The organism is Enterococcus sp. JNUCC 77, assembly GCF_054819945.1.
The window spans coordinates 2,592,981-2,616,578 of the sequence record NZ_JBTHIG010000001.1 but is presented as its reverse complement, the minus strand read 5'-3'; the positions used below and the strand labels follow the sequence as shown (position 1 = coordinate 2,616,578).

Sequence of the window (23,598 nt, the reverse complement as noted above, 5' to 3'; positions counted from 1 at the left end):
AGATGTCGCCTCCTAATAAAAAAATTCAGACAGAATTACTTTATCATTTTTTTAAGAAGTTTTCCACAGACAAAGTAAGAAACACTAATATTTTTTAGTTATACACACAGTGGATAAGTTTTCAGTCAAGTTTTTCACAGTTGTAAAAAAAGAAAATGACTTTCTTTGTGGATAATTGTGGATAAAAAATGAATATACACATTTTTTTCACAACGTATAATATTTTATAAAGCCTATAAAGAAAGCACAAATAAAAGTTATCCACAAAAGTTATCCACCTTGTGTATAGATTATTCAGAGATGTTTTTCCTGAGGATAATTTTTCGGAAAAAGCTAAAAAAGAAAAAAATACTCGCTGATTTTTCCACAAAAAAATTTTTTTTATACCCAGAAAATGTGGATAAATCAATTATTTTTTCTGAAATTCTTGATTGACAAACCTCTATAAGAGTCGTTATACTACTATGGTATGTCTATGTACTGAAACAACGGAGGTGTAATTAATGAAAAGAACTTACCAACCAAATAAACGTAAACGTCAGAAAGTTCACGGTTTCCGCAAACGTATGAGCACAAAAAATGGCCGTCGGGTCTTAGCTTCACGTCGTCGCAAAGGAAGAAAAGTACTTTCTGCTTAAACCACTGCTGAATCAGTGGTTTTTTTTTGTATTTTTTGGATTTTTTAAGATCAAGGATTTCTATTAAAAAAGCTGATTCCTGAAATGGAAATATGGTATTATTGGGAAGTATTAGATTTAAGAGAAGTGAAGGAAACTAGATGAAAAAATCGTATCGTGTCAAAAAAGAAAAGGATTTCCAAAGAGTGTTCGATACAGGGGACTCGTGTGCAAATCGTAAATTTGTCGTTTATCGTCTAGCAGATTCTGATCAAACTCATTTTCGTGTGGGTCTATCGGTGGGCAAAAAAGTTGGTAATGCCGTCAATCGTAATCGGATCAAACGACAAATTCGGGCAGTGTTACAAGAATTAAAGCCTGAGATTGCATCGGTTGATTTTATTATTATTGCCCGACCTAGCACAAGAGATTTACATCATGAGGAAATCCGTTCGAATCTGATCCACGTCTTAAAACTAGCGAAAATAATTAAATAGGAAGGAAACAGAATTAGTGAAGAAAAAACACAAGAAAATAGTATTAGCGATGAGTCTATTAGCGCTAGTATTATTATTATCGGCCTGTGGAACTGGGACAGTCGATCAAAATAGTACTGGTATCTGGAGTCGTTACATCGTTTATTATTTTGGTGAAGCGATTAAAGGATTGTCATTTGGTAATGTCGGGGTAGGGATTATCCTATTTACAATAATCATTCGTATTATTTTATTACCATTAATGCACTTCCAAACAAAAAGTATGCGGAAGACCCAAGAGCTTCAGCCAAAAATTAAAGCATTACAAGAAAAGTATTCTGCCCGCGACACAGCAACACAACAAAAGATGCAAGCAGAACAGAAAAAATTATATGCCGAAAATAATGTTAATCCTTATATTGGTTGTTTACCATTATTAGTGCAAATGCCGGTAATGATGGCCTTGTATCAAGCCATTTTAAGAGTACCAGCTTTAAGCCAAGGACAGTTTCTATGGTTGAATTTATCTGAACACGATCAATTTTACATTTTGCCTGTTTTAGCGGCAGTTTTTACATTTTTAAGTACGTATTTATCAAGTATGAGTCAGATCGAAGTCAATGCTTCGGTGAAAATCATGAACTTTGCGATGCCAGTAATGATTTTTGTGATGGCGTTGAATTTAGCCAGCGGGCTAACTCTTTACTGGGTAATTTCGAATGCTTTCCAAGTGGTACAAACATTGTTGATTAACAATCCATTTAAAATTCGTCAAGAGCGTAGAGCAGAAGCAAAGCGAATTCGTGACAAGGAACGGGCTTTAGAAAGAGCCAAAAATCCTAAGAAGAAGAAAAAGAAATAAGGAGGGGTCTTGATGCCTGTCTATGAAGGACCAACTGTTGATGAAGCAATTATGCATGGGTTACGGTCTTTAGGATTGTCTAAAGCTGATGCAGTAATTGAAATTTTATCGGTCGGAAAGAAAGGTTTTCTAGGTGTTGGTAGAAAAAATGCGCAAGTCTCAATCGAACCAACGGTAGCGGAAGAAGTAGCAGAAGCGGTAGAAGAAGTCGTGGAAACAATTGTTGAAGCTGACAATGCCGTTAAAGATGAAATTCCAGTGGCGATTGAAGCTGCCAGTCAAAAATCAACCGCATCAGAGTTAACTGAACTAGAAGATAATGAAGCATTAACTGAATTGGCGCTATATTTAACAAATATTACTCGTGAAATGGGCGTTCCAGCTTTAGTTAAAGTAAAACATGAAAACAACGGTTTAATCGTAATGGATCTGGAAACAGATAAACAAGGGATGTTAATTGGTAAACACGGCAAGATTTTAAATGCTTTGCAATATTTAGCGCAAGTATTTATTCATCGAGCGGCTAAGAATAAATTGTCAGTGATAGTAAACGTTGGTAACTATCGTGAAAAACGGCAAGAAGTTTTGACTCGTTTAGCTAAAAGAACTGCTGAAAAGGTCAAAGAAACTGGTCGACCAGTTTTCCTAGAACCAATGCCAGCTTTTGAACGGAAAATGATTCATTCCGTTCTGGGCCAAGATGACTACATCAAGACCCACTCAGAAGGCGATGAACCTTATCGTTATTTGGTTGTTGAACCGGCAAAAAAATATTTCTAAAATGAAAAAGCGTTTGAGTCCTTAACGGGTGCTCAAACGCTTATTTTTTTGGGTTAATAGATAAATGATATAGCTAATGATTAATAAAGTAACAGCTAGTACATTCTGCTTAATTGAACCGGGGTTACTGATGATAGCCAATAAATTAAATAAAGTGTGGAATATTATACTTAGATAAATTGTTTTGCTACTGAGGTAAAGAACTGCAAAAACCAATCCTAATAACAATGCATTTATGACCTGTAAAACAACTAAAATCAGAGTAGTATCAGGATTTAAACTACTTGCAAAGTGTAATAAACCAAAAACTAAACTAGAAAACAAAAGATAAATTATGGTTCCTTTGGCTTGTAAATAATAATAAAAAATACCTCGAAATAAGACTTCTTCCACATAACCAACTAAAATCATTTGAAGTAACATGAGAACTAAAAGCGAAAAAGATAGTTTAGATTGTAGACCCAAAACAAGTGGTTGAATCAAAATAATTATGAACATGAACAGCCAATTTTTTCTAGCAATCTTCCTTTTTTGAAAACCAAAATTGGTTAATTTTCTTTTCTTCATAAACAATGTCAAAATAATAGCAGCTACTAGAAAAGCACCTATTTGACATAGAATTAAACCCGACTCACCGAATCCTAGAATGGCTCCTGATGCTGTAAAAATACTGATTAATAAAGTCAAACCAAATCCTGCACCAATTAATTTTAAATACATAATAAATTCCTCCAATTCGCTGTTTTTTTTAGATTACCATGGTGGTGATACTAAGATTTCGCTATAATTCCTGTATACCGGAATTTTGAGGAGTTGTAAGTGTGCAAGGGTCTATAATTAAAGAGATACGCAAGAAAAAAGGGTTAACACAAAAAGAAGTTTATTCAGGGGTGGTTTCAAAAAGTTTTTATAGTGATTTTGAAGCAGGAAAACATGATGTAACTGTTACAAAATTTGTTGGATTATTAAATAATTTGAACATCTCATGCCAAGAATTTGAGAACTTTCAGCAAGGAACTGCAGCAAATAAAGTGGATGAATTATATAAAAAAGGACAGTTTGAAGCTCTTTATCAATTTTATTTAGAAAATAGCGATAGCTCCCGAAAAGAAATTCGTTACGATGCCATTCATGCTTATTTACTGGTTTTGTTGACTCATACGAATTTTTATCGTTTTTCGCGAGATCCTTTTAGAGAAATAACAGCAGAACTAGAAAATGCTAAAATGTGGACCTTAAAGGAGATCAAACTAGCGAAATTAGTCTTATTATCGTTGACTGAAGGAGATAAGACAGATGCAAAAAAAATGTTTCACCGGATCAATCAAGAATTAGCCAAATACCTAATATTGGATAGAAAAATCTATTATCAAGAAAGTGCTGATTTGTATTTTAATCGTTTGCAAAGCTTACTTATTCTTAATGATTTAACTTCTGCAAAAGAAACCTTACAGGATTATCAAAAAATGCTGCGTGAGAGTGATGACTTATATTTGCTTTTACAATTAAAATTCATCACCAATTTAGTCAATCTTTATTTCGATTTTCCTAATTATCAAAAGAAGATTGAACAATTTATGTTAATGATGAGAGAAATTCCAACTTCGGAAACTCATTTTTATCAAATTATTTTAGATTTACATCTAGAAAAAGCCCGCAATTTTTATCAGCGACAACAAAAGCTTTCTTAAACAAAATAAAAATACTGGCGGCAATTCTTGAAAAGTAACAAAAATTATGCTAACCTAGCAACTGAATTTAATATGTAGCAGTCAAAGTGCTATCCAGCTCAATTGAGGGGTGGAGTGGGCACTTTTTTTGTGCCGTTAATTACATAAAAGGAGAAAGACAATGGCAGAGATTACTTTAGAATTCGATACAATTGCAGCAATTTCGACCCCGCCAGGTGAAGGGGCCATCAGTATTGTCCGTTTAAGCGGCGATGATGCGGTAGAAATCGCCAGTAAATTATATAAAAGTGGTAGTAAAAATTTACAAGAGGTAGCAAGTCACACGATTCATTATGGTCATATGATTGATCCGCAAACGAAACAAGTGGTAGATGAAGTCATGGTTAGCGTGATGCGAGCGCCAAAAACTTTTACCCGTGAAGATATTGTTGAAATTAATTGTCATGGCGGAATTGTGGTAGTGAATCAATTATTGCAGTTGATTTTACGTTCGGGTGCACGTTTAGCAGAGCCGGGAGAATTTACCAAACGAGCCTTTTTGAATGGTCGAGTGGATTTATCTCAAGCAGAAGCAGTTATGGATTTAATCCGTGCTAAGACTGATAAAGCAATGAATGTGGCAATTAATCAACTTGATGGTAACTTATCAAAATTAATTCGTACTTTACGCCAAGAAATTTTAGAAACATTGGCACAAGTGGAAGTAAACATTGACTATCCTGAATATGATGATGTAGAAGAAGTTACAACCCGATTATTATTGGAAAAAACGCAATATGTGGAACAACAAATTGAAGCGTTACTACAAAATGCCAAACAAGGAAAGATCTTGCGAGAAGGGTTAAACACTGCTATTATCGGTCGCCCAAATGTCGGCAAATCTAGCTTGTTAAATTATTTACTCCATGAAGAAAAAGCCATCGTTACTGAGATTGCCGGAACAACCCGCGACGTGATTGAAGAATATGTTAACGTACGCGGTGTGCCATTAAAATTAATCGATACTGCAGGCATTCGTGAAACTGAAGACGTGGTGGAAAAAATTGGCGTAGAACGTAGTCGTAAAGCGTTGAAAGATGCAGACTTGATTTTATTGGTTTTAAACCAAAGTGAAGCTTTAACCAAAGAAGATGAAGCGCTATTGATGGCAACAAAAGGCTTAAAACGAATTATTTTGTTAAATAAAACCGATTTGCCTAGTCAAATGGATCCCATTAACTTAGAAAATCTATTACCAACCGATCAAGTTTTTGCGATTTCTGTTTTAGAAAATGATGGTTTGGACAAACTGGAAGAAGCTATTTCAACATTATTTTTCGGTGGCCAAACAGGTGAAAAAGATGCGACTTACGTCTCTAACACTCGTCATATAGCGTTACTTGAAAATGCTCAACAGTCCTTAAAAGAAGTTCAAAATGGGATTGCCATGGGGATGCCAGTTGATTTGGTTCAAATAGATATGACCCGTTGCTGGGATTATTTAGGCGAAATTGTCGGTGATAGTGTCCAAGATGAGCTGATTACACAATTATTCAGCCAATTTTGTTTAGGAAAATAAGTTTATTAAAGGAGAAATCTATGGAATATCAAGCAGGCAAATATGACGTAATCGTAGTCGGTGCTGGACATGCTGGTTCGGAAGCAGCTTTAGCAGCCGCACGGATGGGCGCAAAAACGTTATTACTGACAATTAATTTAGATATGGTGGCTTTTATGCCTTGTAATCCATCTATCGGTGGACCAGCTAAAGGAGTGGTAGTCAGAGAAATTGACGCACTAGGCGGCGAAATGGGTAAAAATATTGATAAAACCTATATCCAAATGCGGATGTTAAATACTGGTAAAGGTCCAGCTGTGCGAGCTTTAAGAGCACAAGCGGATAAATATGCTTACGCCAATGAAATGAAACACACGATTGAAAAAGAAGACAATTTAACTTTGAAACAAGGAATTGTTGATCGTTTAATCGTCGAAGATAATGTTGTTAAAGGTGTAGTAACTTCAACTGGAGCATCTTATAGTGCCAATGCTGTGATTATTACAGCAGGAACGGCATTACGGGGTGAAATTATCATTGGTGATTTGAAATATTCTTCTGGTCCTAATAATTCTCAACCATCAATTAAGCTTTCGGATCATTTAAAAGAATTAGGCTTTGAAATTCATCGTTTTAAAACAGGTACGCCACCACGGGTGAAATCTGGTACGATAGATTACTCAAAAACAGAAATTCAACCTGGAGATCTGGCACCAAATCATTTTAGCTTTGGCACACCAGATAGTGCTTATAATCAAGAACAAGTTCCTTGCTGGTTAACTTACACAAATCCGATGAGTCATCAAATTATTCAAGAAAACTTACATCGTGCACCAATGTTTACTGGAATAGTTGATGGTGTGGGTGCTCGTTATTGTCCATCGATTGAAGATAAAATCGTTCGCTTCGCCGATAAAGATCGTCACCAATTATTTTTAGAACCTGAGGGTTTAAATACGGAAGAAGTCTATGTGCAAGGTTTATCGACTTCTTTACCAGAAGATGTTCAAAATGAAATGTTACATTCGGTAGCAGGTTTAGAGAATGCTGAAATGATGCGAACAGGCTATGCAATCGAATATGATATGGTAGCACCTCATCAATTACGTCCCACATTAGAAACTAAAGTAGTAGAAAATCTTTATACTGCCGGTCAAACCAATGGGACGAGTGGTTATGAAGAAGCGGCTGGACAAGGGTTGATTGCTGGCATCAATGCCGCTTTAAAAGTACAAGGAAAAGATCCGTTTACGATGAAACGTAGTGATGGATATATTGGTGTAATGATCGATGATTTAGTGACTAAGGGAACCAATGAACCATACCGTTTATTGACTTCTCGGGCAGAATACCGTTTGATTTTACGTCATGACAATGCTGATTTACGTTTAACCGAAGCTGGTCATGAGATTGGTTTAGTTAATCAAGCAGAATACCAAGCTTACTTAATTAAAAAAGCCAATGTTGAAGCTGAAATTGCTAGATTAAGTAAAACGAGAATCAAACCAACTGCAGAGGTACAAGCGTTCTTGGCAGAAAAAGGTAGTGCGCCATTAAAAGATGGTGTTTTAGCAGCTGATTTCTTACGTCGACCAGAAATTTCTTATGCTGACATTATGCAATTTATTGAAGCTAATGATTCATTAAATAACAAAGAAATCGAACAGGTTGAAATCCAAATCAAATATGAAGGCTACATTAAAAAGGCGCAAGAAAAAGTTGAAAAATTAAAACGGATGGAAGCTAAACGAATTCCTGAACGTATTGACTATGAAGCAATTAATGGTTTAGCAACTGAAGCTAAACAAAAATTACAAAAAATCCAACCAGAAACGATTGCTCAAGCAAGCCGAATTAGTGGTGTGAATCCAGCTGATATCAGTATTTTAATGGTATATGTTGAAAATGGTCGGATTGCAAAAGTCGAAGTTTAAAAAACGTTTCACATGAAACATCTAAAAAATCCAACGGTTAGTCCGTTGGATTTTTTGTTTGGTCTAAATAATCAGCAATCGTTTCATCAATAATTAAATCAGTCACAAATCCCATTTTTAAGAGTGTTTCAATACTCTCTGCTTTCTCTTCTCCAGTAGCAATAATAACAACTCTTTTTAATTTTAGAATATCCTCTAAAGAAAGACCAATCATTCTTTCAGATAAGTCAGTAAATACTGGAGCTCCATTTTTATCAAAAAATGTACTACCAATATCGCCAATGGCATTTTCTTTGGCAAGAATTTCGGTATCAGTTTGATCGATATAGCCTAACTGATGATAGGTAGAAGATAAAATTGGATTCCCAATCCCTAAAATAGCTAGATCGACATTTTTACCTGCTGTTAAAATTTCTTTCAGCATATTAGTTTTTAATAATGTTTCTTTAACTTCTAAGCTTTCCGCAATTGCTGGTGCATAAAAATATGAAACCTCAGAATGATATTTTTGAGATAACATAAAAGCTAAGTGATTAGAATGATATTTAACATGTGATAAACCAACACCACCTATTAAAGGGATGATTTTCATATCAGGTAAATTCAGATAATTGGCTTGTGACACATACTGATAAACAGTCGTTCCCCAGCCCAAACCAAGATTTTTAATTTTTGGCAATAAAGGCTCAATTAAGTTGGTACATAATTCTCCAGCAATGGCTTTAATATCTTTTTGATTACTATTTGTTAACGTAGCGATTTCTAAATTTTGCAAATGATATTTTTTCCGAATACTAGCTTGCTTTTGGAGTAAATCATGTTCGGCATGTTGAATCATGATTTTTACGATACCTTTTTGTCGAGCTTCTTTTAGCATACTGGCAACAGTCGGTCGTGATAAATTTAACATTTCGGCAATTTTACTTTGGGTGATTTCTTCTTCATAGTATAAAAGAGCAATTTTTAAAAGTAGTTCATCTCGTTCAGCCAATGACATCCCTGCTTTCTTTTTACATTTGTGAAATATGTTTATTTTTGTAAAAAAACAATTGACTTTTAAATTCTTCCACGTTATCATTTTATCAAAAGTAAATCAATTTTACAAATGTTAAAAAGGAGCTGGAGAATATGTTAGTAAATACAAAAGAAATGTTTGAACAGGCACGTAAAGGAAATTATGGGATTCCGGCAACAAATTTTATTGATTTGGATTCTGCTAGGACATTCGTGACAGTAGCACAAGAACAAAATAAACCGCTGATTTTACCATTTGCTCAAGCCCATAAAGAATATATTTCATTAGAAGAAGCCGCTTTAATCGGAAAATATTTGGCAGAAAAAGCCAACGTACCGGTTGCCCTTCATTTAGATCATGGTGAAGATTTTGAATTTATCAAACAAGCGATTGATTTAGGTTTTACGTCAGTCATGATTGACGCTTCCAAAGAAAGTTTAGCTGATAATATCGCTATTACAAAAAAAGTCGTAGCTTATGCGCATCCCAGAAATGTAACAGTAGAAGCTGAATTAGGACATGTCGGGGCAGGCACAAATTATGAAAATCATGAAGTGACCGATTCTATTTATACGGAAGTAGCTGATGTAGTGCATTTTGTTGAAGAAACTCAAGTTGATTCCTTGGCTATTTCAATTGGAACCGCTCACGGTGCTTATAAAGGTACGCCAGTATTGAATTTCCAACGATTGAAAGAAATTAGAGAAATGACGGAAGTGCCATTAGTATTACATGGTGGATCTTCTTCGGGTGAAGATAATTTAAATAAATGTGCCATTGGAGGCATTTCAAAAATCAATATTTTTACTGATTTCCTACAAGCGGCATATCAAACGATTGAATCAGGAGATCCGCAAGATTATATTCAAATAAAAAATTTAGCCAATCAAGCAATGGCAGATGTTTTGCGAAAATATTATCGAGTTTTTGAAACAGCGAGCATAAATTAAGAAAGGAAGAATACTGATGACTAAAATAAAAAAACCTTTTTTCGTGTTTAATCCAAAATCTTATCTGTACGGTGAAGAATTATTAAAACTGGCGCAAAAAGCTGATGAGATGGCAGCTAAATATCCAGAGATAACAGTGATGGTAACTGTTCCATTTGCTGATATTTCTAATGTTGCTAATCAGACAGAAAATATTATTGTGACGGCGCAACATATTGATGGGATTACGCCAGGACGAGGAATTGGTCATGTACTGCCAGAATCAGTTTATTATGCCGGTGCTAGAGCTGTCTTTTTAAATCATGCCGAACGTCCATTGACTTTGACGGAATTAACGAAAAGTATGCAGAGAGCACAAGAATTAGGGATTGAAACAATTGTCTGTGCCGATAGTTTGGCGGAGGCTCGCGCGATAGCAAATTTAAAACCTACAGCAATTTTATGTGAACCAACTGAATTAATTGGGACTGGTCAAACCAGTGATGAAAGTTATATTACGGCTACTAATCAAGTAATTAAAGAAGTGGATGAAAACATTTTAGTGATGCAAGCCGCTGGAATCAGTACACCTGAAGATGTTTATCGGACTATGAAATTGGGCGCAGATGGTACGGGGTGTACTAGTGGCATTACCAATGCTGATTCGCCTATTCAAATGTTAGAAGAGATGATTGTTACCCTAGATCAAGCTTATCAGGAAAGAGGTTAGACATATGAAAATCCAACACGAGCAATTACTATTAGAAACAGCTGCCGCAAAAGTGACTTATTTAAATATGACAGATCAAATTAAAGAAGTAATTGAAAAAGCTGGCATCAAAGATGGTTTATGTACAATAACGACTCCTCATACGACTTGTTCAGTAGTCTTTGAAGAATATGTTCATGATGTAGATTGGAAAGGGGATGAATTCTTACATGTTGATCAAAATCGCATTCTAGATAAAATCATTCCTCGCCAGTTAACAGAGTCAGATTATCTTTATCCAGGACCAAAACATGTGGAATTTTTAGTAGAATTGGCTGCTGAAGATCCTAGCTATGAAGCTGATCCAGTGACAATTTTAAATGCCGATGCCCATATTAAAGGAAGTTTATTTGGCGCAAGTGAGACAATTATTATTAAAGATGGGGTGCCACAAATTGGCTCCGTCGGTTATTTATACTTTATCGATTGGGATCAAAATCGCGAACGGACCCGTAAATGTAATTTGTTATTAATGGGAGAATAAAAATTGGTTCATTTTGTCAATTAGTTGTATCATGAGTAGAATCAATCAAGATAGAGGGTGTTTTCAATGTCACAATCTTACGATGAAATCAGTAATCAAGAACAACAAGATGCACTAGAATTAATTAAAAAATTACAACAGTCGATTAAAATGAGTCAAACTGATTTAAAGCAAACTACTGAACCAGAACGATTTTTTGAGTTGTATCAAACACTTCAAGCCGATCAGTTTGATTACGATGCATTGTTACGGGACTATCCAAATGAAGAAGAAAATTTTTTCAAAGAAGCAACCCAAACAATCGTGTCAGAATATTTAAAAACAAACTTTGAAAAATATTTAAGCCTTGTACAAGCAACAACAGATGCTACTGAAAAAAGTCAGCTAGCCAATCAATTTAAAGCAACTTTTTATCCGTATATTAATTTGTTAGACAATGGAAATGTTGTTGATTTAGCTGGAATGTACGAAGCGTTGACTTTATTTTAAAAGCGCGAATAGATTTAACTAATTAAAAATTATTTTAATAATGATCCTTTCAAGGGCTAGCCTTGGAAGGATTTTTTGTTTTAACAGGAGAAAAAGAAAGCTTGCGTAGCTTATTTAAAAAGGGTTTTCTAAGTAAAATTTTAAAACAAGGCAGTGATTTTCTGAATTGAAGGGTGTGCATTTTTTGTAGCTATAGCTATTCTCTATTTTTTCAATTTCCTACTTTGTTGGTGGAAGCCAAGCAAAGTGAAAGAAAAGTTGATTTTTCTGAAAATACTGCTCAAACAGGTAGTTTTTACATCTGTCATCAGATGGATCTTTACAGCAGATGCCAGTAGTTAATCCAAGAGGGGGAAATAAATAGTGAAATTATTGAAATTATTTTTGTCTTTAATATTAGGGCTTTTAACGCTAGTGGCACCAAATTTTACAAAAGCAGCTGATACAGGCGCAGGCTATAGTATTTCAAAAATTAAACCTCCGATTGAAGAAGCTAATTCAGAAAGCTCTTTTTTTGATTTAGTTGTTTATCCAGGGCAAGAATTTGTTATTCAAACCCAATTAAAAAACTACAGTCAAAACGAAAAAATAATCAAAAGTGAACCATATGCAACTTTTACTAATAGTCACGGAGAGATCAGTTATACTGCTCCTTTAAGTGAGAAAAAAAGAGATAAAAGTTTAAAGCTACCATTTGCTTCGGTTGCTGAAATTGAAGATGGTCCGCTCGTTATATTAAAGGGAAATGAAGAAAAAGTAGTCTCAATGAAAATAAAAATCCCTGCTACTGCTCAAAATGGAGTGATTTTAGGCTCTTGGTATTTTGAAAAAAAAGAGCAAGCAACGAATCAGCTAGAAAAAGAAAATAACACTCAAATGGATAATTGTTTTGCTTATGCTTTAGCCGTCAAACTGACAGTTAATCAAGAAATAGCGGCGCCCAATTTGAATCTACTGACAGTGGAGCCAGCCTTAGATAATTATCGAAAGGTGATTCATGCTCAAGTCCAGGCTGATCAAGCGGCGATTGTGTCAGAATTGGATTTTGAAGGCAGGATTACCCGTAAAGGAAAAACTGATACTTTATTTAACACACAATTAATTGATCGTACAATGGCCCCCAATTCTAATTTCAATATCCCATTTTATTTAGCCAATCAACAATTAGTAGCTGGAGAATATACCTTATATTTGACGGCTAAAACTACAGATAAAAAATGGGAAAAGGAAAGTTGGCGATGGACCAAAGATTTTAAGGTATCAAAAAATAACGCAGAAAAAATAAATCAAGCAGCGATTAATGATCCCGAACCAGAGAAAAATTACTTGAAATATATTTTGTTAGCTATCATCATATTGTTGTTTTTCACTATTTTATTCATGTGTTTAAGGAATAAAAGTAAGTTAAAAGTACTACGAAAATGAGGGTTAATGATGAAAAACTACTGATTTAAGTGTTATGTTTAAAGTCAAATAGAGATAGGTGTATTAATTATTTTTTCGAATGAAGAATCATCAATACTAGCATTCAAATAACTAAACTATTATAAACTGGCGAAATCTTGAATAGCTTTTACTCTTTGATTGGCTTATTTTTTAATTTTTCTGCTTTTCTTAATTAAAGAAAAGCAGAAAAAAATAGTGGCGCATCCGGCTAAAGATGTACCACTATTTTGCTCTATATCATTGAATGAATAATTTTATTCTTCGCTAAACAATAAATCTTTAATATAAGCTACGGGCATTTCTTCACCAGTAAACAATTTAAAGGCTGCTGCACCTTGATAAAGCATCATCCCTAAACCATTGATGGCTTTTTTAGCGCCGTGTTCTTTCGCAAAACGCAATAATTTGGTTTCTCTTGGCGCATATACTACATCAAAAATAACTAAATCAGGACGAATCACTTCAGGATCATTGATTAATGAAACATCTTCTAAAGGTTTCATACCAGCGCCTGTTGCATCAATGTAGATAGAACTTTCAGCAATCGATTGTTTGAAAGCTGCTTGATCGGCTAAGTCGGTAACAGTTGCTTTCGCATTGGTTTTTTCAGTAATTTTTTGGGCAGTTAATTTTGCATTTTCAAAGGCTTGATCGGCAATATTAAAAATGCGGATTTCTTTAGCTCCGTCAAAAGCCGCTTGTACCGCAACTGCTGTACCTGCGCCGCCAGCACCAGTCAATGTAATAACTGCGTCTTTTACCTCAACGCCTTCATCTTTTAAAGCTGCCATTGCACCGATACCATCAGTATTATAACCAACTAAATGACCTTTGCCCTCAAGATTTGTTACAGTATTTACTGCACCGATTAATTCAGCTTCTGGTGAAATTTCATCCAAATATTGGATAATTTCTTGTTTGTTAGGCATTGATACGTTCGAACCACGAATTCCCATTGCACGAATACCCTGAACGGCATCTGCTAATTCTTGATTGCCAACTTCAAAAGCTAGATAGGCATAATCTAATCCTAATTTAGAAAAAGCTTCATTGTGCATCGTTGGTGACATGCTGTGGCGAATCGGTGTAGCGATTAAACTAATTAATAAAGTGTGTCCAGATAATCTTTCTGTCATGATAGTTCCTCACTTTTTTCTATTTTCTTTAATTTTACCAAAATAAACGCTTAGGACTAATGTTTTATTTACATACTTTAGATAATTATTCTTCATAAGAATTCTTTTACTAAACTTTTGTGAAACGGGTAGAAAGCATTGCAAGAAAAGGCTTTTTGCGTTAAAGTAGAAGATAGTCTGTGAAACATTTTCTGTTTCACAAATTAGAAGGAGTTTTGTATGATACCAGAAGAATTCCAGAGAGAATTGGCCAAGTTAGAAATCGTCTTAAATCAACAACAATTGGACCAATTTGAGCGTTATTATCAACTTTTAGTCGAGTGGAATCAGAAGATGAATCTAACGGCGATTACTGATAAAAAAGAAGTTTATTTAAAACATTTTTTCGATTCAATTACGTTAAGCTTGTCGGCGCAATTTGAACCTACAGGCAGTTTATGTGATGTTGGATCTGGTGCAGGTTTTCCTAGCCTCCCACTAAAAATTGTTTTTCCAGAATTAAACATTACGATTGTTGATTCTTTAAATAAACGCATTACTTTTTTAACTACTTTAGTTGAAGAATTAAAGTTGGAAAAAGTCGCTTTATACCATGATCGAGCAGAAACATTTGGTCAAAATCCGCAGTTTCGTCAGCAGTTTGACTATGTGACAGCTAGAGCAGTGGCGCGATTAAATATTTTAACTGAGTTATGCTTACCGTTAGTAAAATTAGATGGGTACTTTTTTGCTTTAAAAGCAGCAAAAAGTGATGAAGAATTAGCAGAAGCCAAACCGGCCATTGCTTTATTAGGCGGAAAACTTATTTCAGCTGATGATGTTTCACTACCAAATGACGATACACGTCATATCATCACGATTCAAAAGAAAAAGACAACACCCAAAAAATATCCACGAAAACCAGGTTTGCCCAACAAGCAGCCACTAGTAAAATAAAATTTTATCACCTTAGTATGAAATAGGTGCCAGTTCTTCTTAAGCACTTTATAGAAGAATGGTATCCGTAATGAAAATCAGACTAAATTTTTGAAAAAGATTTATTACTTTAAAATGAATTAGGAGGAAAGCAAATGGCACGGATTATATCTGTTGCAAATCAAAAAGGTGGCGTAGGGAAAACAACCACTACCGTTAACTTAGGTGCTTGTTTATCGGCACTGGGCAAACGCGTCTTGATTATCGACAGCGATGCACAAGGAAATGCAACCAGTGGTTTAGGTATTAGAAAACCTGATGTCAAAATAGATATTTATGATGTCTTAGTAAATGAAGTTCCAATCGAAGAAACAATTTTGCCAACTGCTCGGGAAAATTTATCGATTGTTCCGGCAACATTGCAATTAGCAGGGGCTGAAATCGAATTGACTTCCATGATGGCTCGCGAGTCTCGCTTGAAAACAGCGTTGGCTGATGTGCAAGATAATTATGATTACATTTTAATTGATTGTCCACCATCATTAGGTCATTTAACGATTAATGCTTTTACCGCCAGTAATGCGATTTTGATTCCAGTTCAAAGTGAGTATTATGCTTTGGAAGGATTGAGTCAGTTGTTAAATACTGTTCGCTTGGTTCAAAAGCATTTCAATCCTGATTTAGAGATTGAAGGTGTGCTATTGACAATGTATGATGCACGAACCAATTTAGGAGCGGAAGTAGTGGAAGAAGTCCGGCGCTATTTTGCTGAAAAAGTCTATGATACGATTATTCCACGGAATGTCCGTTTGTCAGAGGCGCCTAGTCATGGGCAGCCGATTATTGATTATGATCCCCGTTCAAAAGGTGCAGAAATGTATGAAGCTCTAGCAAAGGAAGTGTTAGCCCGTGAGCAAGAATAAAGGATTAGGTCGAGGAATCGACGCAATATTTCAAGATTTACAAGGTATTGAGGAAGTTGATATGAAAAACGAACAAGTAGAAGAAATTCCCTTAAGTGAGCTCCGTCCCAACCCTTATCAACCACGAAAATCATTTGATGAGGGCAGTTTGCAAGAATTAGCCAATTCAATTGAACAATCTGGTGTATTTCAACCAATTATTGTGCGAAAATCGCAAGTTAAAGGCTATGAATTAATTGCGGGCGAACGACGTTTCCGCGCCTCTAAATTAGCGGGCAAGAAAACTATTCCAGCAATTATTCGCGACTTTGATGAAGAATCTATGATGCAAATTGCGGTATTGGAAAATTTACAGCGGGAAGATTTAAATCCGTTGGAAGAAGCCGAAGCTTACGAAATGCTAATGAAAAACTTGAAATTAACCCAAGCCGATGTAGCCGCTCGTTTAGGAAAAAGTCGTCCTTACATTGCTAATTATTTGCGCTTGTTGACTTTACCGAAATTAGTCAAAGAAATGGTCCAAGATGAACGTTTATCAATGGGTCAAGCCAGAACTTTATTAGGTTTAAAGAAAAAAGATCAAATTTTAAAATTAGCCAATCGTGCCGTTAAAGAGAACTTAACCGTTCGTCAATTGGAACAAATTGTGAACGAATATAACGAAGGCAAAACCAAAGAAAAGAAAAAAGCACCGCGCTTAACGAAAGAAAAACCGTATTATCTAAGAGAAAGCGAAGATCGTTTGATGGATAAATTCGGTACCGGTGTTGAAATCGTAGAAAATGATGGCAAAGGAAAAATCGAAATCGAGTACTTGTCACCAACTGATTTAACCCGTATTTTAGATATTTTAAATATTCATTTTGATGAAGAATAGATAATGGAGGAAACAGATGTACGATTTAGGCGATATTGTTGAAATGAAAAAGCCCCATGCTTGTAAAGCGAATCGCTGGGAAATTATTCGTATGGGTGCCGACATTAAAATCAAATGTACCAACTGTGGTCATATCGTAATGATGACACGGCGGGACTTTGAGAAAAAAATGAAAAAGATTTTAGAGAAGAAAGAAGCGTAATTTCAGCGAAATAGCTGATTCCTATGTTTTAATAGAATGATGAATTTTGAAGTTTTGTTTAACAAAGCTATCCTTGAAATGAAGAAAGAGTGAAGTAAATCATGGCCTTAACAGCCGGAATCGTAGGTTTACCAAATGTAGGTAAATCAACTTTATTTAATGCAATTACTAAAGCTGGAGCAGAAGCTGCCAACTATCCATTTGCGACGATTGACCCGAATGTAGGAATGGTGGAAGTTCCAGACTGGCGTTTGGATCGTTTAACAGAACTGGTTCAACCGAAAAAAACAGTGCCAACAACTTTTGAATTTACTGATATTGCCGGAATTGTAAAAGGTGCTAGTAAAGGTGAAGGACTAGGGAACCAATTTTTAAGTCATATTCGCCAAGTAGATGCGATTTGTCATGTGGTCCGTTGTTTTGACGATGAAAATATTACCCATGTCGAAGGTCGCGTTGATCCGATTGATGACATTGAAGTTATTAATTTGGAATTGGTGTTGGCTGATTTAGAATCAGTGACTAAACGTCATGCCCGAGTGGCGAAAATTGCGAAAACAAAAGAAAAAACGGCTGTTGCTGAATTAGCAGTTTTAGACAAATTAATTCCGGTATTAGAAGCAGGCAAATCTGCTCGCACCATCGAATTTTCAGATGATGAAGAAAAGATCTTAAAAGGCTTTTTCTTATTAACAGCAAAACCAGTTTTATACGTGGCAAATGTGGCAGAAGACACAGTCGCTGATCCAGATGATAATAAATATGTCCAAGAAGTTCGTAACTTTGCAACGACTGAAAATTCAGAAGTGATCGTTGTTTCTGCACAAGCAGAAGAAGAAATTGCTGAATTAGATGATGAAGACAAGGTAGAATTTTTAGAAGCTATGGGAATTGAAGAATCTGGTTTGGATCAATTAATTCGTTCAGCTTATGATTTATTAGGTTTAGCAACTTACTTCACTGCAGGTGTTCAAGAAGTACGAGCTTGGACATTTAGAAAAGGGATCAAAGCACCTCAAGCAGCTGGAATTATCCATACAGACTTTGAACGAGGCTTCATTCGAGCAGAGACTGTTTCATTTGAAGATTTGAATCATTATGGCAGTATGCATGCCGCCAAAGAAGCTGGTCGTGTAAGATTAGAAGGAAAAGATTATGTCGTGCAAGATGGCGATGTTATGTTATTCCGTTTCAATGTCTAAGGAAAAGGGGTAAAAGGATGGAAGAAGAATTATTGGCTCAACTGACACAAGAAAATGTCGAATTAGAAAGCCAATTAACTAAAAGAAATGAACAATATATTTTTGACTTAAAAAAAGCCCTGGCTGCGGCCAACTTTTCTCAAGAACAAACCACTACGGAATTAAACGAAATGTTAAGAGCCTTAGTGGAAGAACAAAAACGTGGGGTAACTGCCCGTCAGCTTTACGGTACGGTAACGGAACGGATGGAAGCAATTGTGAACAAACCCGTAGTAAAGGCAAAATCTACCCAACCATTTTTGATGTGGTTAGATAATTTCTTGATGTTCTTTGCATTACTTGCGGCTTTATCTGGGATCATGAGTTTCTTCATGCCAGCTGGACAATCAGTTAGTACTTATGGATTGACGGCGATTATTTTAGCAGCTGCTTTAGGTGGCGTGATTTTCTACATGATGTATCTATTTTTCTATCAATATGACGAACCCGGTGCTGATAAATCGAAGAAACCGAAAACTTGGAAATCGATTTTAATCATCGTAGTCGCATTTGTCTTATGGTATATCATTTTTAACGCGACAGTTTACTTACCAACAAGCTTAAATCCAATGTTAAATCCAATTGCTTTAATTATTTTAGCAGCGGCATCATTAGGATTGCGCTTCTTCTTGAAAAAACGTTTCGGTGTGGTTTCAAGCTTCTCAAGCCGTCCACCAAAGCGGTAAAAATATAAAAATGTACAACCAACAAATTTGTTGGTTGTTTTTTTTTTGAAAAATCTTGCAAAGTGTTAACCACTGTTATACACTGTTTATGAAAAGGAGGCTAAGATTTGTGCAAATAATTATTCAACATAATTCAATGGTGCCAATTTATGAACAAATTACTAATAAGATTAAAGCGGAAATTTTAGCAGGTCAATTAGCTGAAGGAATGGCCTTGCCTTCGGTGCGACAATTGGCAAAGGATTTAAAAATCAGCGCTTTAACAGTTAAAAAGGCCTATGATTTATTGGAAGAAGAAGGTTTTACCCAAACGGTTCATGGCAAAGGTAGTTTTGTTTTAGCAGTAAATGCGGACACGAAAAAAGAAGATCTTCTTTTTAAAACACAGGAAGAACTAGAAATAATAATCAAAAAAGCGCAACAGGCAGGAATTACCAATCAAGAAATTACTGAAATGATTCAGCTGATATTGGAGGGATAATTATGTTAAAGATGGAAAATGTTGTAGTGAAATATCCGCAATTTGAATTAAATTGCTCATTAGAAGTAGCCAATGGTCAGATTACTGGAATTGTAGGCGAAAATGGTGCCGGAAAAACTACTGCTTTTAAAGCAATCTTAGGTTTGACTGAGATTAGTAGCGGTAAGATTTTGATTGACGGACAGGAAAAAACAAAAGAATCTGCAAGCATGAATATCGGCACCGTTTTAGCAGAATCATTTTTCAATGAACTATACACAGTTAAAGATATCCGAATGATTTTGAAAAATTTCTATCCAACTTTTGATGCAACGTATTTTACAAAATTGTGTGACAATTTTGGTTTGCCTTTTAAACAGAAATATAAAGATTTTTCTAGTGGCATGAAGGCTAAATTAAAAACGATTAGCGCTTTGTCTCATGGCGCCCAGCTATTAATTTTAGATGAGCCTACCAGTGGGTTGGACGTTAGTGCGCGAAATGAGATTTTAGCCTTGTTGCAGGATTATTTAGACCAATACCCTGAGAGTGCGATTTTGATTAGTTCTCATATCTCTAGTGATCTACAACAAGTTTGCGATGATATTTATTATTTGAAAAATGGAAAAGTCTTATTACATGAAGAGACGGATATTTTGTTGGATCGTTATGGTATTTTAAAAGTTACGACGGAAGAGTATCCTCAGTTAGCACCAGAATTATTGTTATATCAAAAACAACAAGGCTATGGTTTTGATGTGTTAACCAGTCAACGAAATTATTTCTTGGAGAATTTTCCGCAAATGGTCGTGGAAAAACCAACAATCGATGAGATTTTATTACTGATGATGGAGGGGGAGAAAATATGAAAGGCTTATGGGTGAAAGATTTATTAATATTGGCTAGTCAGTGGAAGTTGTTAATTGGATTTATTTTGATTGCTGGTTTAAATGGGGTAATTAGTGGCGGTGGAAGTAATATCTTTGTCTTTTTCTTTATGGTTTTCTTTTTTATGTCCTTAGCAACTACTTTAATTGCTTATGAGCAACAAAATAATGGCTATGATTATTTATTTACACTTCCAATCAAGCGGAGTACGTATATCTGGGAAAAACAATTGATTATGGTTGCCTTGGCTGTTTTTGCTAGTGTAATTAGCATTATTGTGGTGTTTATTTTGAGTTTTTTAGAAACTTCAATCATTTTTAATCTAACGAATCTTTTATATTTAGCTTTTGGTGCTACTTTATTCGGTTGTTTCTATGGCGCATTAGCGATGCCGTTGATTATTCGCTTTGGTTCGGAAAATGGTCGAATTGTGATGTTTGGAATGGTGGCTCTGTTTATCGTTGGGGGCATATTAGTTGAGAAAACCAATCTATTTAGTGGCATTTTGCAAAGTGGCTGGTTCCAACAAATTACTCAGTTAACCATTCTTCCTTTTGCCGGCTTAATTCTCCTTTTAATGGCTTTAATTATTTTGATTTCGGCATTTGCCAGTCAGCGTAGTTTAAAAAGTGTTTTAACTTAGTTTTGGTAGTTTGGAGGGAATAGAAATGGATTCAGTAGTACTTATTTTATGTTGTATCTTATTTATTCTATCAGCCTATACTTTGGTTTTATTTGATCGAACGTTAAGTCAGATGTATCTGTCTTGTTTCTTTGCAATGGCTTCGATTGTTTTATATTATTTTTATTTTGCTGATGGCGAACCGTTTTATTTTACGGTTTTGTATTACGGCGTGGTCGTTGGTTCAGCGTTTATTTTTGCTTATTTTCAAAAGAAATGGCAAAAATAAATTAAGCTCCTTTATATCTTATTTTGTTCCCATTGTATTTATGAACTATATTTTGTAGAATTAGGGGATGTAAAGGAGCTAAAAAAATGAGTGAATTACTACAAGATCGCATCCCGCCGCAAAGTGTGGAAGCCGAACAAGCGACTTTGGGTTCGATTTTTTTAGATGCTGATGCGCTAATTACCGCGATGGAGTACATAACACCAGCTGATTTTTATCGTCGGAGTCATCAAGTGATTTTTCAGACGATGATTGCATTAAGTGATCGTAATGAAGCGATTGATGTCATTACAGTGAAAGAACTGCTGGAGCAAGATAATTTATTAGAAGATGCAGGCGGTGTCAGTTATTTATCAGAACTGGCGATTAATGTGCCGACTGCTGCCAACGTAGCTTATTATGCCAAAATTGTCGAAGAAAAATCCCTGTTGCGAAACTTGATTCAAACAGCGACCAATATTGTGACAGAAGGTTTTGAGCAAAGTGACGATGTTCAAACGATTTTAGATACCGCAGAGCGTAGCATCATGGAAGTCTCGGAACGCCGTAACAAAAGTGGCTTTTTGGCGATTTCTGATGTGTTAACTAGTGCGATTGAAAATATCGACCAACTGTCTCGTAATAATGAAGATATCACTGGTTTGCCGACTGGTTATGTGGCACTAGATAAAATGACCGCTGGTTTACAACCAGAAGAATTGATTATTTTAGCTGCTCGTCCAGCTGTTGGGAAAACCGCTTTTGCTTTAAATATTGCCCAAAATGTCGGAACCAAAACCGATCAATCAGTTGCTATTTTCAGTTTGGAAATGGGGGCGGAATCTTTAGTGAATCGGATGCTTTGTGCAGAAGGTTCGATTGATGCCAGCCATTTAAGAACCGGTCAATTATCAGAAGAAGAATGGCAAAGTTTGATTGTAGCAATGGGAAGCTTATCGCGAGCTAATATCTTTATTGATGATACACCGGGGATTAAAATTTCTGAGATTCGCGCAAAGTGTCATAAATTAGCTAAAGAAAAAGGTAATCTTGGTCTGATTTTGATTGATTATTTACAATTAATCGAAGGAACTGGTCGAGAAAACCGCCAACAAGAAGTTTCTGAAATTTCTCGTCAGCTAAAGAAAATTGCCAAAGAATTAAAAGTACCTGTGATTGCTTTATCACAGCTTTCTCGTGGTGTGGAACAACGACAAGACAAACGTCCGGTGTTAAGTGATATTCGTGAATCTGGTTCGATTGAGCAAGATGCAGATATCGTGGCTTTCTTATACCGTGAAGATTATTATGAACGTGAAGGCGAAGAGAGTGAAGACTCAGCAGCTAATCGTAACGTCATCGAAGTCATTATCGAAAAAAACCGAAGTGGCGCCCGAGGAACGGTTGAATTACTCTTTATCAAAGAATACAATAAGTTTTCTTCTTTAACACCAAGACAAGAATTTTAAGTCGATTTCAATTGAAGTCGGCTTTTTTATTTAAAAGGAGTTTGCGATGGATAAAAAAAAACCTTTGGAGCAACAATAAAACAAATCCGCAAAGAACAAAAGCTCTCTCAGAAAAATTTGGCTAATGGTTTATGCTCGCAGCCGATGTTGTCAGCGATAGAAAACGGCCAATATTTACCTAATAGCAAGTTACTGATTCAACTATGCCAACGATTAGGTATTCAAGCCGATCTGTTGGTTTTACAAGATCATTTTATGATTAGTCAAAATAAAAATTTTAGTCAAATAGCTGAAAAACTATGCAATCAACACCAGTATCAAGAGTTACAGGATTTTTTACTGAGTTCCGAAGTATTAGAAGCGATTGAAACAGCTGAAGAATATAGCGCTTATTATTATTATTTGGCATGTAGTTATTTTCATTTAGCAGCTGATTTGTCGGAATGTTTACAGGCTTTTAAATTGGCGTTAGCGGAAAATTCTACTGAAACGACTACCTTAGCCCGTTTAATTCAAGTTAGTTTGGGAGTAGTGTATGCTAAGCAGACGCAGAAAAAACTTAGTCATGATTTTTTAGCAGCCAGCATAAAAAATTTGACCCAAACCCCTTATGAAGAGAATCTAAATATCTTGTTTTATTTAAAGGCATTAGCAGAATTTGAGATGACTGAATACTTAGCAGCCGCTGCGACAATTAATCAGGGTATTTTATATATCACTGATCATTCTTCTACTTTTATGATTGCCAATTTATATTATTTAATGGCATTGATTGCAGAAGAAACGATCCAGTTGAATCAAGTGACAGAAGCAAAGAAACGCAGTGACATCTTTGCAGAATTGTATAAAGAGGCTGTATTTAAAGAAATATAAGTATGCTTA

27 protein-coding genes are annotated in these 23,598 nt (G+C 35.4%); 24 read left to right on the top strand and 3 right to left on the bottom strand.

The features are described from left to right. Positions 1 to 503 precede the first annotated feature (503 nt). The 4 genes from rpmH (at position 504) to jag (ending at position 2,735) form a co-directional block, all read left to right on the top strand. On the top strand, positions 504 to 638 hold the full coding sequence (rpmH, locus tag ACVWNY_RS12785) for a 50S ribosomal protein L34 (RefSeq protein ID WP_002293121.1): 135 nt from the start codon (positions 504 to 506) through the stop codon (positions 636 to 638). Between the two features lie 140 nt (positions 639 to 778). Next, positions 779 to 1,114: a ribonuclease P protein component gene (gene rnpA / locus ACVWNY_RS12780; RefSeq protein WP_218327402.1), complete on the top strand. Its 336-nt coding sequence runs from the start codon at positions 779 to 781 to the stop codon at positions 1,112 to 1,114. A 49-nt stretch (positions 1,115 to 1,163) separates the two neighbouring features. Next, positions 1,164 to 1,955, top strand: a complete 792-nt coding sequence (locus tag ACVWNY_RS12775; RefSeq protein WP_218327428.1) for a YidC/Oxa1 family membrane protein insertase — start codon at positions 1,164 to 1,166, stop codon at positions 1,953 to 1,955. A gap of 12 nt (positions 1,956 to 1,967) precedes the next feature. After that, the gene (jag, locus tag ACVWNY_RS12770; protein ID WP_218327401.1) at positions 1,968 to 2,735 is read left to right on the top strand and encodes an RNA-binding cell elongation regulator Jag/EloR; all 768 of its coding nucleotides are present in this window, start codon (positions 1,968 to 1,970) and stop codon (positions 2,733 to 2,735) included. Positions 2,736 to 2,756: 21 nt separating this feature from the next. Here jag and ACVWNY_RS12765 read toward each other — a convergent pair whose 3' ends face one another. Then, positions 2,757 to 3,455, bottom strand: coding sequence for a CPBP family intramembrane glutamic endopeptidase (locus ACVWNY_RS12765; RefSeq protein WP_454071477.1), 699 nt, complete (start codon positions 3,453 to 3,455; stop codon positions 2,757 to 2,759). Between the two features lie 101 nt (positions 3,456 to 3,556). On the opposite strand from ACVWNY_RS12765, the gene ACVWNY_RS12760 reads away from it, so the two are divergent. The 3 genes from ACVWNY_RS12760 to mnmG all read left to right on the top strand — a co-directional run bounded on the left by ACVWNY_RS12760 (position 3,557) and on the right by mnmG (position 7,897). Further along, on the top strand, positions 3,557 to 4,426 hold the full coding sequence (locus tag ACVWNY_RS12760; RefSeq protein WP_454071476.1) for a helix-turn-helix domain-containing protein: 870 nt from the start codon (positions 3,557 to 3,559) through the stop codon (positions 4,424 to 4,426). A 160-nt stretch (positions 4,427 to 4,586) separates the two neighbouring features. Further along, positions 4,587 to 5,984 (top strand): tRNA uridine-5-carboxymethylaminomethyl(34) synthesis GTPase MnmE, encoded by a 1,398-nt coding sequence (gene mnmE / locus ACVWNY_RS12755; protein ID WP_438719141.1) that lies wholly within the window; start codon positions 4,587 to 4,589, stop codon positions 5,982 to 5,984. Between the two features lie 20 nt (positions 5,985 to 6,004). Then, positions 6,005 to 7,897: a tRNA uridine-5-carboxymethylaminomethyl(34) synthesis enzyme MnmG gene (gene mnmG, locus ACVWNY_RS12750; RefSeq protein ID WP_438719143.1), complete on the top strand. Its 1,893-nt coding sequence runs from the start codon at positions 6,005 to 6,007 to the stop codon at positions 7,895 to 7,897. A gap of 37 nt (positions 7,898 to 7,934) precedes the next feature. Here the strand turns inward: mnmG and ACVWNY_RS12745 are convergent, their stop codons facing one another. Then, complete coding sequence (locus tag ACVWNY_RS12745) at positions 7,935 to 8,888, bottom strand: sugar-binding transcriptional regulator (protein ID WP_438719144.1); 954 nt, start codon at positions 8,886 to 8,888, stop codon at positions 7,935 to 7,937. 137 nt (positions 8,889 to 9,025) lie between these two features. On the opposite strand from ACVWNY_RS12745, the gene ACVWNY_RS12740 reads away from it, so the two are divergent. The 5 genes from ACVWNY_RS12740 to ACVWNY_RS12720 all read left to right on the top strand — a co-directional run bounded on the left by ACVWNY_RS12740 (position 9,026) and on the right by ACVWNY_RS12720 (position 13,008). Then, positions 9,026 to 9,862 (top strand): class II fructose-bisphosphate aldolase, encoded by an 837-nt coding sequence (locus ACVWNY_RS12740; RefSeq protein WP_454071475.1) that lies wholly within the window; start codon positions 9,026 to 9,028, stop codon positions 9,860 to 9,862. A 16-nt stretch (positions 9,863 to 9,878) separates the two neighbouring features. Further along, entirely contained in the window at positions 9,879 to 10,571 is a 693-nt protein-coding gene (locus ACVWNY_RS12735) for a triose-phosphate isomerase (protein WP_454071474.1), read from the top strand. 4 nt (positions 10,572 to 10,575) lie between these two features. Next, positions 10,576 to 11,094 carry a YjbQ family protein gene (locus ACVWNY_RS12730; RefSeq protein WP_218327394.1) on the top strand — a complete coding sequence of 173 codons (519 nt, stop codon included), beginning with the start codon at positions 10,576 to 10,578 and terminating at the stop codon, positions 11,092 to 11,094. 66 nt (positions 11,095 to 11,160) lie between these two features. Next, positions 11,161 to 11,583, top strand: coding sequence for a hypothetical protein (locus tag ACVWNY_RS12725; RefSeq protein WP_454071473.1), 423 nt, complete (start codon positions 11,161 to 11,163; stop codon positions 11,581 to 11,583). A 363-nt stretch (positions 11,584 to 11,946) separates the two neighbouring features. Next, complete coding sequence (locus ACVWNY_RS12720; protein WP_454071472.1) at positions 11,947 to 13,008, top strand: WxLIP family cell surface protein; 1,062 nt, start codon at positions 11,947 to 11,949, stop codon at positions 13,006 to 13,008. 275 nt (positions 13,009 to 13,283) lie between these two features. Here ACVWNY_RS12720 and ACVWNY_RS12715 read toward each other — a convergent pair whose 3' ends face one another. Beyond that, entirely contained in the window at positions 13,284 to 14,165 is an 882-nt protein-coding gene (locus tag ACVWNY_RS12715) for a shikimate dehydrogenase (RefSeq protein ID WP_218327391.1), read from the bottom strand. Between the two features lie 219 nt (positions 14,166 to 14,384). On the opposite strand from ACVWNY_RS12715, the gene rsmG reads away from it, so the two are divergent. The 12 genes from rsmG to ACVWNY_RS12655 all read left to right on the top strand — a co-directional run bounded on the left by rsmG (position 14,385) and on the right by ACVWNY_RS12655 (position 23,589). Further along, on the top strand, positions 14,385 to 15,101 hold the full coding sequence (gene rsmG, locus ACVWNY_RS12710) for a 16S rRNA (guanine(527)-N(7))-methyltransferase RsmG (RefSeq protein WP_218327390.1): 717 nt from the start codon (positions 14,385 to 14,387) through the stop codon (positions 15,099 to 15,101). A 134-nt stretch (positions 15,102 to 15,235) separates the two neighbouring features. After that, the gene (locus ACVWNY_RS12705; RefSeq protein ID WP_218327389.1) at positions 15,236 to 16,003 is read left to right on the top strand and encodes a ParA family protein; all 768 of its coding nucleotides are present in this window, start codon (positions 15,236 to 15,238) and stop codon (positions 16,001 to 16,003) included. Next, the gene (locus ACVWNY_RS12700; protein WP_218327388.1) at positions 15,990 to 16,880 is read left to right on the top strand and encodes a ParB/RepB/Spo0J family partition protein; all 891 of its coding nucleotides are present in this window, start codon (positions 15,990 to 15,992) and stop codon (positions 16,878 to 16,880) included. The genes ACVWNY_RS12705 and ACVWNY_RS12700 overlap by 14 nt, the downstream gene beginning before the upstream one ends. Positions 16,881 to 16,896: 16 nt before the next feature. Then, positions 16,897 to 17,082, top strand: a complete 186-nt coding sequence (locus tag ACVWNY_RS12695) for a DUF951 domain-containing protein (protein ID WP_218327387.1) — start codon at positions 16,897 to 16,899, stop codon at positions 17,080 to 17,082. A gap of 101 nt (positions 17,083 to 17,183) precedes the next feature. Continuing rightward, entirely contained in the window at positions 17,184 to 18,284 is a 1,101-nt protein-coding gene (gene ychF, locus ACVWNY_RS12690; protein WP_218327386.1) for a redox-regulated ATPase YchF, read from the top strand. A 17-nt stretch (positions 18,285 to 18,301) separates the two neighbouring features. After that, a complete protein-coding gene (locus ACVWNY_RS12685) occupies positions 18,302 to 19,009 on the top strand; it encodes a DUF1129 domain-containing protein (RefSeq protein WP_218327385.1) in 708 nt (235 codons plus the stop codon). A gap of 109 nt (positions 19,010 to 19,118) precedes the next feature. Then, complete coding sequence (locus ACVWNY_RS12680) at positions 19,119 to 19,490, top strand: GntR family transcriptional regulator (protein WP_218327384.1); 372 nt, start codon at positions 19,119 to 19,121, stop codon at positions 19,488 to 19,490. A gap of 2 nt (positions 19,491 to 19,492) precedes the next feature. Then, positions 19,493 to 20,338, top strand: a complete 846-nt coding sequence (locus tag ACVWNY_RS12675; RefSeq protein ID WP_218327383.1) for an ATP-binding cassette domain-containing protein — start codon at positions 19,493 to 19,495, stop codon at positions 20,336 to 20,338. Further along, positions 20,335 to 21,000, top strand: coding sequence for an ABC-2 transporter permease (locus tag ACVWNY_RS12670; protein WP_218327382.1), 666 nt, complete (start codon positions 20,335 to 20,337; stop codon positions 20,998 to 21,000). Before ACVWNY_RS12675 ends, ACVWNY_RS12670 begins: the two co-directional genes overlap by 4 nt. Before the next feature lie 25 nt (positions 21,001 to 21,025). Continuing rightward, positions 21,026 to 21,268 carry a hypothetical protein gene (locus ACVWNY_RS12665; RefSeq protein WP_218327381.1) on the top strand — a complete coding sequence of 81 codons (243 nt, stop codon included), beginning with the start codon at positions 21,026 to 21,028 and terminating at the stop codon, positions 21,266 to 21,268. An 86-nt stretch (positions 21,269 to 21,354) separates the two neighbouring features. Beyond that, positions 21,355 to 22,716: a replicative DNA helicase gene (gene dnaB, locus ACVWNY_RS12660; protein ID WP_218327380.1), complete on the top strand. Its 1,362-nt coding sequence runs from the start codon at positions 21,355 to 21,357 to the stop codon at positions 22,714 to 22,716. 75 nt (positions 22,717 to 22,791) lie between these two features. Next, positions 22,792 to 23,589: a helix-turn-helix domain-containing protein gene (locus ACVWNY_RS12655; protein ID WP_454071863.1), complete on the top strand. Its 798-nt coding sequence runs from the start codon at positions 22,792 to 22,794 to the stop codon at positions 23,587 to 23,589. Positions 23,590 to 23,598 lie beyond the last annotated feature (9 nt).

Excerpts from the sequence above, each read along its gene's own strand:
- rpmH (WP_002293121.1), top strand. The coding sequence starts at position 504 with ATGAAAAGAACTTACCAACCAAATAAACGTAAACGTCAGAAAGTTCAC.
- ACVWNY_RS12665 (WP_218327381.1), top strand. The coding sequence starts at position 21,026 with ATGGATTCAGTAGTACTTATTTTATGTTGTATCTTATTTATTCTATCA.
- ychF (WP_218327386.1), top strand. The coding sequence starts at position 17,184 with ATGGCCTTAACAGCCGGAATCGTAGGTTTACCAAATGTAGGTAAATCA.
- ACVWNY_RS12765 (WP_454071477.1), bottom strand. The coding sequence starts at position 3,455 with ATGTATTTAAAATTAATTGGTGCAGGATTTGGTTTGACTTTATTAATC.
- ACVWNY_RS12725 (WP_454071473.1), top strand. The coding sequence starts at position 11,161 with ATGTCACAATCTTACGATGAAATCAGTAATCAAGAACAACAAGATGCA.
- ACVWNY_RS12730 (WP_218327394.1), top strand. The coding sequence starts at position 10,576 with ATGAAAATCCAACACGAGCAATTACTATTAGAAACAGCTGCCGCAAAA.
- ACVWNY_RS12685 (WP_218327385.1), top strand. The coding sequence starts at position 18,302 with ATGGAAGAAGAATTATTGGCTCAACTGACACAAGAAAATGTCGAATTA.
- ACVWNY_RS12775 (WP_218327428.1), top strand. The coding sequence starts at position 1,164 with ATGAGTCTATTAGCGCTAGTATTATTATTATCGGCCTGTGGAACTGGG.
- ACVWNY_RS12675 (WP_218327383.1), top strand. The coding sequence starts at position 19,493 with ATGTTAAAGATGGAAAATGTTGTAGTGAAATATCCGCAATTTGAATTA.
- jag (WP_218327401.1), top strand. The coding sequence starts at position 1,968 with ATGCCTGTCTATGAAGGACCAACTGTTGATGAAGCAATTATGCATGGG.
- rnpA (WP_218327402.1), top strand. The coding sequence starts at position 779 with ATGAAAAAATCGTATCGTGTCAAAAAAGAAAAGGATTTCCAAAGAGTG.
- ACVWNY_RS12670 (WP_218327382.1), top strand. The coding sequence starts at position 20,335 with ATGAAAGGCTTATGGGTGAAAGATTTATTAATATTGGCTAGTCAGTGG.
- mnmE (WP_438719141.1), top strand. The coding sequence starts at position 4,587 with ATGGCAGAGATTACTTTAGAATTCGATACAATTGCAGCAATTTCGACC.
- ACVWNY_RS12740 (WP_454071475.1), top strand. The coding sequence starts at position 9,026 with ATGTTAGTAAATACAAAAGAAATGTTTGAACAGGCACGTAAAGGAAAT.
- rsmG (WP_218327390.1), top strand. The coding sequence starts at position 14,385 with ATGATACCAGAAGAATTCCAGAGAGAATTGGCCAAGTTAGAAATCGTC.
- ACVWNY_RS12715 (WP_218327391.1), bottom strand. The coding sequence starts at position 14,165 with ATGACAGAAAGATTATCTGGACACACTTTATTAATTAGTTTAATCGCT.
- ACVWNY_RS12735 (WP_454071474.1), top strand. The coding sequence starts at position 9,879 with ATGACTAAAATAAAAAAACCTTTTTTCGTGTTTAATCCAAAATCTTAT.
- dnaB (WP_218327380.1), top strand. The coding sequence starts at position 21,355 with ATGAGTGAATTACTACAAGATCGCATCCCGCCGCAAAGTGTGGAAGCC.
- ACVWNY_RS12695 (WP_218327387.1), top strand. The coding sequence starts at position 16,897 with ATGTACGATTTAGGCGATATTGTTGAAATGAAAAAGCCCCATGCTTGT.
- ACVWNY_RS12705 (WP_218327389.1), top strand. The coding sequence starts at position 15,236 with ATGGCACGGATTATATCTGTTGCAAATCAAAAAGGTGGCGTAGGGAAA.
- mnmG (WP_438719143.1), top strand. The coding sequence starts at position 6,005 with ATGGAATATCAAGCAGGCAAATATGACGTAATCGTAGTCGGTGCTGGA.